This window comes from Eggerthella guodeyinii (assembly GCF_009834925.2).
GTDB lineage: Bacteria > Actinomycetota > Coriobacteriia > Coriobacteriales > Eggerthellaceae > Eggerthella > Eggerthella guodeyinii.
In genome coordinates, this window is record NZ_CP063310.1 from 259147 (window position 1) to 270909 (window position 11763).

Consider the following 11763-nt stretch of genomic DNA (forward strand, 5'->3'; position numbering starts at 1 on the left):
GGCCGAATCGCAGGATGGGGCCGCCCCTCGAAATCGAGGTCGTATCGCGATGGGGTTACTTGTTCAGGATTTCGCGGTAGTCCACGCCGTAGTCCTCAAGGATTTTGAGGGCGCCGGGCCGCGCGCCTGCCGCGATGCCGCCGCCGGGATGGCTGCAGCATCCGACGAAATACAGGTTGTCGATGTCGCCGTGGTAATCGTGGCCCTTGCCGGGGAAGGGGCGCATGTCGTACATCTGGCTGGGCTGCAAGCCGATCATGCCCAGGTCGCCTTCCTTCATGGCCGGGTTCCACTGCTCGTACTCGAGCGGGGTGAGGCCCCACTTGCCCACGAGGTCGTCGTCGGTGATGTTCGTGGTCTGATCCTTGAAGAACTCCCACACGGCCTGCTTGAGCTCGTCGCCGTGCGTCTCCCAGTTCTTCTCGTCGCCCCAGAGACGGTACGGCGCGTAGCTGTACAGGTTGACCACGCTATGGCCTTCGGGGCAGCGCGAGGGATCCCAGAGCGAGGGGATGGTGACCAGCGGCAGCTTGGCGTTGAAGCCGCCCAGCTTGTAGTTGCTGAACGTCTCGAGATATTCCTTCTCTTCGGGCGCGAACTCGATGCAGTACGCGTCGAGCACCTCGGGACCGGCTTTGAACTCGGGGATCTTCTTGAGGGCGAACGACTGGTTGAGCGCAGCGAAATCGGCCTGCTTGAGACGCTGCACGTACCGCGCCTCTTCCTTCGGCGCGTCGTCGCCGAGCATCTGATAGATGTCCTTGATGTTGATGGTGCTGATAACGGCGTTCGTGGCGATGTACTCTTCGCCGTCCTTCGTGCGGACGCTCTTCGCTTCGCCACCTTGCACGGTGAGGCCGTCGACGAACGCGTTCGTGAACAGGTCGGCTCCGTGGTCTTTGCAGCAGGCCATGAGGGCTTCGACGAACTTCTGGCTGCCGCCCATGGGGAACGGCGGCGCGTACGTCGGCTTGTGCACGCGGCCTGTGAAGTACAGCAGCGTCGCGGTGCCGATGGCTCGGGGGTCGATCATCATCTCGGTGCACCAGCGGGTGAACGTGACGCGCACCTGCTCGCTGTCGAACCACTCCTCGACGATCTGCTGGGCCGAAGAGTTCAGCACGCGCTGGAACTCGCGTCCTTCGGGGCTCATGGACATGACGTTGTGCATGGTGCCGTACGGCGGCGGAGCGCTCTGCGAGCCGATACCCGCGACGGCCATCATGTTCACCATGTACTCGTGGAACTCGGGATAGATGGCGGCATCGTGCTCGGAGAACTCCGCCATGTTCTGGCAGGCCTTGTCCAGATCGTGATGCATGATAAGGCTGCGCTGGTCGGGGAAGATGGAGCAGAACAGCGCCTTCGCGTGGGCGTATTCGAAGCCGTACTTCGAGAACAGGCCCAGTTCATCTTCCGTCACGATGGGCGTGGCGGAAATCATGTTGTGGACCATGCCGCCAAGATCGGAGATGTATCCGGGCGCGCACACCTCGCCCGAGCGCGTGCTGCCGCCGAACTCGTCGTTCGCTTCCAAGCAGCAGACGCTGAAGCCTGCCTTGGCCAAGTACGCGGTGGTGAGCAGGCCGTTGTGGCCGCCGCCCAAGACAACGAAATCGTACGTAGATGACATGGCGTTTCCTCCTTGTGGGTTGTTTGACCATGCGTTCGAACGTTCTGCGATTCCCGGGATGCGCTTGTTATAGCCCTCGGGCGAACGACGCGGCAATATCCCACTTTTCGGAAAGCGTGGAATTGGGCTGTCCCCAGTTTTGCGAAGCTGTCGTTTTGCTACCGTACAGGCGAGGGGCTTCTTGCCGGTTATCCGTGGGTGCAACAGGCGACGGAATTGATGCAGTATCTGTAGTTTTACCTGATCATATGGGTCATTGATCATTGTGGGAGACGCTGCTGTCTACACTTCTTCAATTCTGGTGCGGCTCAGACCCCACTTTTGAAGGAGTGGGGTATTTTCTTTCCGCGGTTCTTCGGGGTAGGTTACTTGCAAGGGGAGTTCGTTTCGGGGATAAGGAGCTGCCATGTCGAAAGCGTCGGTCCGACACAAATTTGCACAAGCTTTTATGGCCCTCGTTCCGCTCTCGCCGACCAAGCGAGTGACGGTTACCGATTTGTCCAAGCATCTCGGCATCGACCGCAAGACGTTCTACAACTACTTCGACAACATCGATCAATTGATGATTTGGATCTATCGCGACTATTTGGCGACTATGCTGAACGATGAAAGGTTTGCGCGGTGGAACAAGGTGTGCCCGCCGTCGGCGAGCTTCGATCCTTTTCCCGATCTTCCGTTTTACGCGCGCAACATCGAAGACCGCTCGCTGTCCCAGGCGGAGTACTTCAAAACGATGGCCTATCATTGGGAAAACCATCGCCAGTACTACTCCATCGTTTTCTCCAGCACCTGTTATATAGACTTGTTCGATTACATCGTGGCGCTGTTCTTGCCCCCTTTTCGCGAAGACGTCGAGTTCTTTCTCGATGGGCGCGATATGCCGACCGTGGTCATCGATTTTCTGGCTGAATACCATGTCATGGGGGTGTTTGGGAGGTTGCGGTATCACTATACCCAAACGAACAAGTTCATCATGCAGAACGAAATCGACCCGTTTTGGAACTACGCTCACATCGTGATGAGGGAGAGCGTCGACAGCTGCTATGAGACCATCGAGCGGCATGGTTTGTCGCGCTTCCTCGGGATGAACGGCTCGGTGAGCCGCTATCGCGGACTAGGTCGTACCGACTGAAGCCATCTTGCCTTACAATGGGCGCACGATAATCAACGTTGAAGCGAGGCAGATATGGTGTCGTCCCGGTCCGCCGTGCTGGCGGTGGGCGCGATCATGGTGGATATGGTGTGCCAGGTGCCGCGCCTGCCGCGGTCGGGCGAGGGGATCGTGGTGCAGGAGTCGCATGCCACGGTGGGCGGTTGCGCGTTCAACTCCGCGAACGTGCTGCGGCAGCTCGGCGCGCCGCACGAGCTGTTCGCCCCGGTGGGCAGCGGCATCTTCGCCGGGTTCGTGCAGCGCGAGCTGGATGCGCGCGGGCTCGCGGCGCCGCGCTTCGCCGAGCGCGACAGCGGCGGCTGCGTGTGCTTCGTGGAGCCGGGCGGCGAGCGCACGATGGTCACGATGCCCGGCATCGAGCGCTTCTTCGAGCGCTCGTGGTTCCAGCGTGTGGACGCGTCGCGGTTCTGCTGCGGGTTCGCCAGCGGCTACGAGGTCGAGGGTGCGGGCGGCGATGCGATCATCGCGTTCTTCGAAGATCACCCGTCCGTCCAGTTCTACTACGCGCCCGGCCCGCGCATCGAAGGCGTGGGATCCGACGCGGAGAAGACGGCGCGCATCAACGCACTGCATCCCGTGTGGCACCTCAACGACCAGGAGGCGCTTGCGTACACGGGTTGCGCCACGGTGGACGAGGCGGGGTTCGCGGTGGCAGCGGAGTGCGGAAACGCGGTGGTGATCACGGCGGGTGCGGAAGGCGCGCACCTGTTCGAGGGCGGTCGGCACGTGAGGGTGCCGGCGCTGCCGGTTGAGGTGGTGGACACCATCGGCGCGGGCGATGCGCACCTGGGCGCGCTCACGGCGGCGCGCGCGGCGGGGCGGACCTGGGAAGACGCGCTCGCGTTGGCGAACCGCGTGGCCGGTGCGGTGTGCGGCGTGCGTGGCGCGACGCTTCCCGACCACGTGTTCGAGCAGAGGGGAATTCGGTTGTAGCATGGAAGACGTCGCGGTTCGAGACAGCCGGTCCGAGCGGATCGGCTTTTTGCAGGGCGTCGGCTGCCACCTGGTGTGGGGCATCATGCCGGTCTATTGGAAGCTGCTGTCGGCCGTTCCGGCGCTCGAGGTGCTGTCGTGGCGCATGGTGTGGTCGTGCGTGTTCGTGGTGCTGCTGTGCGCGTTCGTGAAGCGGACGCGGTTCCTCCATCTGCTGCGCGACCCGCGCGCGGTGGGCACGTTCCTCGCGTCGGGGCTGATCGTCACGTGCAACTGGGGCGTGTACATCTGGGCCGCGAACAGCGGGCATCTGCTTGAGACGAGCATCGGCTACTACCTGTGCCCGCTGTGCAACATCGCGTTCGGCCTGTTCGTGTTCAAGGAACGGCTGACGCCCATGCAGAAGGTGGCCACGGTGCTGGCTGCTGCGGGCGTGGCGTACTTCATGATCGTGCACGGCGGCGACGTGTGGATCGCGCTGGTCCTGGCGCTGTCGTTCAGCGCGTACGGCGCGGTGAAGAAGAAGGGCGGTTACCCGGCGCTGCCCGGCATGGCGCTGGAGTCGCTGCTCACGGGACTGCTGGGTGCGGCGGCGTTGGCGGTGGGCGCGCTTGCCCCCTGGATGTGGAGCCTCGTGCCCGCCACACCAGATTTCATCGCGGTCGCGTCGCCGACGCTCGACTTCGCGCTGCTCGTCGGCTGCGGCCTGCTCACCGCCATCCCGCTGCTGCTGTACTCGGCCGCCGCCAACCGCATCTCCATGACGGTGCTCGGGTTCATCCAGTACGTCAGCCCCACGATCGCGCTCGTGCTGGCTGTGGCGTTCTTCGGCGAGCAGTTCACCCCGGCGCATGCCGTGTGCTTCGCGCTCATCTGGTGCGGCATCGCCGCGGTGGGCGTCGAAAGCTGGCTCGCGAAGCGCCGCGAGGCGCGCGCGGAGCAGCGGGAGGGCGACCCGCGCGAAAGCGCGGCGTGAAACCCGGCGGTTACCTCGCTCTTGCGACGCGGCAATCCTCCCCACGGCTCTCGGATCGCTTCTTTGACATGGTGCGCGGTTCCGCCGTGAATCTTGTGCAATTGTTCAAGATGAAAAAAATCCTTACGAAAGCGCTTTCGTTTCGCTAGAATCGAAGGTGCTGCGACGCGCTCTGGCGCGGACGCGGCGTGTCTCGTTTCCCCGAAAGGCGCGTTCTGCGCTGGTAGGTTCGATGGGGCCATTCAAGACAACCGAAGATGAAAGGACGTTTCCTGTATGCAAGGGAAATCTCTCGTGCTGCTGCTATCCGTTTTGTACGGCAGCGCATTCCTCGCGGGGTTCAACGAGAACCTCGTCAACATGGCGCTCGTGTCCATCATGGCGGACTACGGCGTGGATTCCGTGACGGCCCAATGGCTGGTCACCGGCTACATGATCGTGGCCACCGTCGTGGTGACGTGCATGGCGTTCCTCTACCGGCGCTTTCATGTGCGCACGCTGTTCTTCAGCGCGGCCGCGTTGAGCATCGTCGGGTCGGCGATGGGCCTCGTGGCTGGCAGCTTCGAGATGCTGCTGGTCGCGCGTCTCGTGCAGGCCGTGGGTACGGGCATCTTCATCCCGCTCATGATGAACACCATCCTCGTGGTCACGCCGAAGAACAAGCTGGGATCGTACCTGTCCGTCGGCGGCTGCATGATCACGTTCGGGCCCGCGTTCGCCCCGGTGGTGTGCGGTGCGCTGGTCACCATGTTCGGCTGGCACAGCATTTTCATCGTGCCTATCGTGGCGATGGCCGTGCTGGCCGTGCTCGGCTTCTTCTACGTGAAGAACCTCGAAACGAGCGAGGCGCATCTTGACACGGCGTCGGTGGTGCTGTCCGCCGTGGTGCTGACGGCGTTGTCGTACGGCCTGACGCAGCTGACGACGAACGGCGTGATGGCCGCCGCGACGCTGGCGCTGGCGGCGGCTGCGGCGGCGGTGTTCGTCGTGCGCCAGCTGCGGTGCGCGCATCCGCTGATCGATCTGGCGCCGATGAAGAACCGCTCGTTCTGGCCGGCGCTCATCCTGGTGACCATCGCCATGATGAGCATGTTCTCGATGAGCGTGCTGCTGCCGTTGTACTTCGAGGGCGCGGCGGGCATGACCGCGTTCGCGGCCGGCCTCGTGATCCTCGTGCCCGTGCTGGCGAATGCGGGCTCGACGCTGCTGGGCGGCCGCATCATGGACAAGCGCGGCGAGTGGCCCCTGCTGCCGCTGGGCTTCGGCGGCGTCGCCGTCGGGTTCATCGCGCTTGTGGTGGTTGCGCCGCAGCTGTCCGTGCCCGCGGTGTTCGTGGCCATGCTGGTGATGTACGTGGCGGTGGGCTTCATCTTCTCGCCCTCGCAGACGGCGGGCCTGCGGGCGTTGCCCCCGCAGCAGAACCCGTTCGGCGTGGCGCTCATGACCACGTTCGTGCAGATCGCCGCCTGCATCGGGCCGTCCCTGTACATCGGCATCATGTCGTCGGGGCAGGCGAGCGCTGCGGCCGGCGGCGCGAGCAGCGCTCAGGCGACGGCCGACGGGTTCGCCCTCGCGATGGTGGTTGCCGCGGTCATCGGCGTTGCCGGGTTCGTGCTGGCGCTCGTGTACGCTCGCGCGGCTCGGCGACGGGCGTCCGAGCAGGCCGTGGAGCGCGCGACCTCCCCGCAGTCGTTGCTCGCGTCCATCATGGAGGCCGACCCCTACACGCTGCCGGCGGCCACGCCGGTGCGCGAGGTGATGCGCGCGTTCGTCGACCTCAAAGTGGGAGGCTTGCCGCTGGTGGACGAGCAGGGGAGGCCGGCGGGCTTCGTGTCCGACGGCGACGTGATGCGCTATCTGGCTGACAAGCATCCGCTGATCACGGGATCGTATTCCCTGGTGGAAGCCGCCAACAACCAAACGTTCGACGAGCGTCTTCGCGAGCTCATCGAGCTGCCGGTGAGCGTGATCGCGTCCGACAAGCTGGTGTCGATCGACGCCGGTTCGTCGCTGGAGGAGGTGTGCTCGCTGCTGGCGACGCGCCGCCTGAAGAAGGTGCCGGTGGTGCGCGACGGCGCGATCGTGGGAACCGTCAACCGCTCCGACGTGCTGCGCTACGCCATGGACACCTGCTTGCAGGGAGTGTAAGGGATGGGGTGTCGTCGGCTTGGACGCAAAACGTCACCCATGACAATCCGAAGGCGCATTGCTTTCGTTGTGCGCCTTCGGAAAGCGGAAAACCCCAGGTGGTGAAAACCTCGCGAGTCTTTTGGACCCCGACGGCACCCTCGAAATTGTCATGGGTGCCGTTTTGCGTCCAGCCTCGCGCGAGCGTGCCGCTGCAAGCCCCCTAATACAGCACGGGGTTCTCCTCGTTCTTGTACGCGAGCAGCTTCTCGTAATCCTTCACCAGCAGGTGCGTCTTCGTGCGCTCGATCACGCCCTGCGTTTCGAGAGCGGTCACGAGCTTGCTGCACGTGGTGATGTGCACCAGCAGGATGTCCGAGAGCGCTTGCAGCGTGAGGTTGCACTCGATGCGGTACACGCCCTCGGCATCGGGCTCGCGCACTTCGCACAGCTTCGTCAGCCACGTGAGGATGCGCTTGCTGGACGACTGGATGCCGGTGTTCCCGATGCGGTGGCCGATCTGCGCGAAGCTCATATGCACCACGTACATGAGCTCGTCGAACAGCTCGAAATCGTCGCGCACGATGTCGAACAGCTGCTGCATGGTAAACGCGAACACCACCGTGTCCTTCGTGGCGACGAACTTCATGCGGTTCTGCCCGATCGAGGCGAACCGGTGGTACTCCGCCTGGAACGCGTTGCCCGCATTGCGGTAGTACAGGACGATTTGCGCCCCGTCCTCGTTCTCGTAGCAGCACTTCAGCTGCCCTTTTTCGACGTAATAGAAGTAGCGGTCGTCCTTGTCGATGCACGTGAGGTCGATGTACTCGCCCTTGAACAGCTTTCGCTTGCGCGCCTGATCGAGATACTCGCCGAAGCGCAGCTGCTTGAACGGAAGCGTGGGGATGAGAATGGCGTCGTAGTCCTGCGTCGTGGTCACGAACCCCTCCTGTCGTCGTGTGCCGCGGGCGCCCCTATTGTATCCCAAGGCGCGCCGCGCCCGCCGATTCTTTCCTACGCAACATCGCCTGCTTGCGCACGACAGCGACAGCTTGCGCCGGGGCTTCTACCGGCGTCCTTCCCCGTTTCGTACAGTGCAGGCAGGTTGAAAATCCAACAGGACGAGGAGGAACCGATGGCGAACATGGGGATGGCTATCGACTTGCGGCGCTGCGCGGGGTGTTACGCATGCGTCGTGGCGTGCCAGATGCACAACAACACGAAACCGGGTGTGGCCTGGGGAAAGGTTGAGGCGCGCGAGTGGGGCGAGGATCCGGACAATCGGCGCTGCTATCTGCCGCACGCCTGCATGCAGTGCGAGGACGCGCCGTGCGCCGAAGCGTGCCCGACCAGCGCGTCGTACGTGCGCGACGACGGCATCGTGATGGTGGACTACGACGAGTGCATCAACTGCGGGTCGTGCATCCACGCGTGTCCGTACGGGGCGCGCATACAAAACGACGTTGAGGGCAACTACTTCGACACCGACGAGCAGGCGCCGTACGAGGCCGAGGGCATCCAGCGCACGCACGTGGTGGAGAAGTGCATCTTCTGCGCGGGCCGCCTCGATGCGGGGCTGCAGCCCGCCTGCGTGCAGAACTGCCCCGGCAACGCGCGCTACTTCGGCGACTTGGACGATCCCGAGAGCCCCGTCAGCGTCTTCATCTCGAAGAACGACCCGGTGCAGATTCGCAACACGCACTTCTACTATATGCCGGTGGACGGCATGCCGAAGAGCCTGCTGCCGCACGCCGAGGTGCAGACCGTGGCCAACAAGGGCGTGGACTCGAAGCCGGCCGATCCGGGCATTCCGCTGCCGGCGGCCATCGGCGCCGTCGCCGTCGCGGCTGCGGCGGGCGCGGGCATCGCCGTGGGCGTGAAGAACCAGCGCGACAGCAAGGCGGAAGTCGAGACGAAAGGCGGCGAGGACCATGAGTAAGCTGGCGAACGAGAGCACGAACGGAGCCGCGAACGCTGCCTGCGCGACGGCCGCGAACGCTGCCTGTGCGATGGCCGCGCCTGGCCTGTCGCGCCGCGGGTTCCTCAAGGGCGCCGCGGCCATGGCCATCGGCATCACCGCCATCGAAGGCGGCTACGAGTTCGTCTACCCCGACGACGCGTTCGCCGACGAGGCCGCGCCCGAGGTGACGAAGCACACGTACTGCGACATGTGCAACCACTCGCCCAAGTGCGGCATCACCGCCACGGTGAAGGAGGACAAGATCGTGCGCGTGGTGTCGCGCGCGAACTACCCCAACGACCCGCTGTGCGCGAAGGGCCTGTCCGCGCTGCAGGAGCTGTACGACCCGCATCGGCTGCTGCATCCCATGAAGCGCACGAAGCCGAAGGGCCAGGGCGACGCCGGCTGGGAGCAGATCACCTGGGACGAGGCGTACGACACCATCGTCGCCGCGCTCAACAAGGTGAAGGACGAGATGGGCCCCGAAGGCGTGTTCTTCTACTGCGGCGACCCGAAGGAGCCGCGCGGCGCGGTGAACCGCCTGGCCAACCTGTTCGGCACGCCCACGTACGGCAACGAGAGCTCCACCTGCGCCTACGCGGCCCTCATCGGCACCGGTCTCGTGTTCGGCGCGCAGACGATGGGCGCGAATCCCAACGACAACTCCAAGTCGTGCCTCATCTGGTCGCTCAACCCGGCGTGGTCGCTGCCGAACCGCTTCGGCAAGCTGATGAACGCGAAGGAGAAGGGCTGCAAGTTCATCGTGGTGGACCCGCGCGTCACGCCGACGGTGACGGGCCTGGCCGACATCCATTTGCAGCTGCGCCCCGGCACGGACGGCGCGCTGGCGCTGGGCATCGCCCACGTCATGTTGCGCGACGGGTACTTCGACGAGGAGTTCTGCCAGAACTGGACGCACGGCTTCGACGAGTTCAAGGAGTACGTGCAGGAGTTCACGCCCGAGAAGGTGGCCGAGATCACGTGGGTGCCAGCCGAGAAGATCGAGGCGGCCGCGAAGCTGTGGGGCGAGGAGACGCCCGGCTCGTTCATCACGAGCGCGAGCCCGCAGGTGCACCACACCAACGCCGGCAACAACATGCGCGCCATCGCGTCGCTCGTGGCGCTGGCGGGCAACGTGGACGTGGCCGGCGGCCTGGAGATCAGCCCGGGCCTGCCGTTCGACCTGTTCGCCAGCACGGCCGGGTTCAACCGCGAGGACATCTACGATGCCGACCTGGCCTCGAAGCGCTACGACTTGCAGGACTTCCCCGTGTGGACGAAGTTCGTGAAGCAGATGCAGACGAACCGCTTCCCCGAATACGTGGACGAAGGCAAGATCAAGGCCATGGTGATGTTCGGCGGCAACGCCATGATGTGGCCGCAAAGCCACCTCTACCAGGAGGCCATCGGCAAGCTCGACTTCGCCTGCGCGGCCGACTACTACATTCGTCCCTGGACGCACGACTACGTGGACATCATCCTGCCCGCCGCGATGTGCTTCGAGCGCATGGCCCCCTTCGCGGTGTTCGGTCGGAAGATCTACCTGCGCGAACCGGTGATCACGCCGCGCGGCGAGGCGCGCGAGGACTGGCAGGTGGCCATGGAACTGGGCAGCCGTCTGGGCTATGCGGAGGAGTGCTTCGACGGCAGCGTGGAAGAGGCGCTGGCGGAGGTGCTGCGCACGTCGGGCCTCGAGGTGACCATGCAGGACCTGCGCGACAACCCCGACGGCTACGCGGTGCCGGGCGGCGCCCCCTACGAGCCGAAGAAGTACGAGACGGGCAAGATACGCAAGGACGGCCAACCCGGCTTCAACACGCCCAGCGGCAAGATCGAGCTGGTGTCCGAAGTGATGAAGGAATGCGGGCTGGAGGGCCTTCCGCTGTACAACGAACCGGTGAGCAGCCCCATCAGCACACCCGACCGCGCGAAGGACTACCCGCTCATCCTGAACACGGGCTCGCGCGTGCCCATGTACTCGCACTCGAAGCTGCGCGACTGCCCCTGGCTCAACCAGTTCATGCCCGATCCCATCGTGCGCCTGCATCCGAAGACGGCGGCCGAGCGCGGCCTGGAAGACGGCGAGCAGGTGCGCGTGTTCAACCACCTCGGCGAGATCGAGGTGAAGCTTGAGGTGACGAACCTCGTGCTGCCGGGCGTGGTGGACATCTTCCACGGCTGGGAGAAGGCGAACGTGAACAAGCTGACCGAGCGCGAGTTCGACCACGTGACGGGCTACCCGCCGTTCAAGTCGGGCCTGTGCCAAGTCGAGCGGGCGTAGGTGGTTGCCATGAAGCCGAAGAAGTGGCCCATCGTCGTCGGTACGGTTGCGCTTGTGTTCGTGGTGGCGGGCATGGGGTTCTGGGTGTGGCACGAGCAGCCCAGCTTTTGCGCGGCCATCTGCCACACGCCGATGGATCCTTACGTGGAAACGTACGATCAGCCGTTGGGCGAGGCGGGCGTGGACAAGTGGGGCAACGAGGTGGCCGACACGTCCAGCATGCTGGCGGTGGCGCACAAGGCCTCGGGCAAGACGTGCCTCGACTGCCATGTTCCCACGCTGGGCGAGCAGATGGCCGAGGGCGCGTCCTGGGTGACGGGCGGTTACGGCGTGCCGTTGCAGGAGGCCACGCTCGCGGACTTGGGAGCGGCGCGCGGCGTTGCGTCGGATGAGTTCTGCCTGAACGAGTCGTGCCACAACCTCACGCGCGACGACCTGGCGAACGCGACCGCTGGCATGGCCCGCAACCCGCACCTGGCCTACCATGGCGACATCTCGTGCGACTCGTGCCACAAGGCCCACCGCGCGTCGGTGAACTACTGCACCCAATGCCACGCCGATGCCGAAACGCCCGCCGGTTGGCTGACCGCGAAGGAAAGCACCAACCTGCCGACAGGGTAGGGATCAACCGCAAGCGTGCGCGCATCCGAATGACCACGTACCCCCTCGCGTGGGAAAGCGG

9 protein-coding genes are annotated in these 11763 nt (G+C 64.5%); 7 read left to right on the forward strand and 2 right to left on the reverse strand.

The features are described 5' to 3' along the window. Positions 1–55: 55 nt before the first annotated feature. The gene (locus GS424_RS01040) at positions 56–1633 is read right to left on the reverse strand and encodes a phytoene desaturase family protein (protein WP_160942143.1); all 1578 of its coding nucleotides are present in this window, start codon (positions 1631–1633) and stop codon (positions 56–58) included. A gap of 406 nt (positions 1634–2039) precedes the next feature. On the opposite strand from GS424_RS01040, the gene GS424_RS01045 reads away from it, so the two are divergent. The 4 genes from GS424_RS01045 (at position 2040) to GS424_RS01060 (ending at position 6861) form a co-directional block, all read left to right on the forward strand. Next, positions 2040–2765 carry a hypothetical protein gene (locus tag GS424_RS01045; protein WP_160942142.1) on the forward strand — a complete coding sequence of 242 codons (726 nt, stop codon included), beginning with the start codon at positions 2040–2042 and terminating at the stop codon, positions 2763–2765. Between the two features lie 54 nt (positions 2766–2819). Then, positions 2820–3737 carry a carbohydrate kinase family protein gene (locus GS424_RS01050; RefSeq protein WP_160942141.1) on the forward strand — a complete coding sequence of 306 codons (918 nt, stop codon included), beginning with the start codon at positions 2820–2822 and terminating at the stop codon, positions 3735–3737. Position 3738: 1 nt separating this feature from the next. Next, entirely contained in the window at positions 3739–4713 is a 975-nt protein-coding gene (gene rarD / locus GS424_RS01055; protein WP_160942140.1) for an EamA family transporter RarD, read from the forward strand. A gap of 276 nt (positions 4714–4989) precedes the next feature. Further along, positions 4990–6861 (forward strand): MFS transporter, encoded by a 1872-nt coding sequence (locus tag GS424_RS01060; RefSeq protein ID WP_160942139.1) that lies wholly within the window; start codon positions 4990–4992, stop codon positions 6859–6861. Positions 6862–7063: 202 nt separating this feature from the next. Here GS424_RS01060 and GS424_RS01065 read toward each other — a convergent pair whose 3' ends face one another. Further along, a complete protein-coding gene (locus GS424_RS01065; RefSeq protein ID WP_160942138.1) occupies positions 7064–7780 on the reverse strand; it encodes a Crp/Fnr family transcriptional regulator in 717 nt (238 codons plus the stop codon). A gap of 195 nt (positions 7781–7975) precedes the next feature. Between GS424_RS01065 and GS424_RS01070 the strand changes: the two genes are divergently transcribed. From GS424_RS01070 to cgr1, 3 genes are read left to right on the forward strand one after another with little or no spacing between them, the layout of a single operon-like run. Then, the gene (locus GS424_RS01070) at positions 7976–8779 is read left to right on the forward strand and encodes a 4Fe-4S dicluster domain-containing protein (RefSeq protein WP_160942137.1); all 804 of its coding nucleotides are present in this window, start codon (positions 7976–7978) and stop codon (positions 8777–8779) included. Beyond that, positions 8772–11081, forward strand: coding sequence for a molybdopterin-containing oxidoreductase family protein (locus GS424_RS01075; RefSeq protein ID WP_244977631.1), 2310 nt, complete (start codon positions 8772–8774; stop codon positions 11079–11081). The genes GS424_RS01070 and GS424_RS01075 overlap by 8 nt, the downstream gene beginning before the upstream one ends. A 9-nt stretch (positions 11082–11090) precedes the next feature. Then, on the forward strand, positions 11091–11702 hold the full coding sequence (gene cgr1, locus GS424_RS01080) for a cytochrome c-type protein Cgr1 (protein WP_160942136.1): 612 nt from the start codon (positions 11091–11093) through the stop codon (positions 11700–11702). Positions 11703–11763: the final 61 nt, after the last annotated feature.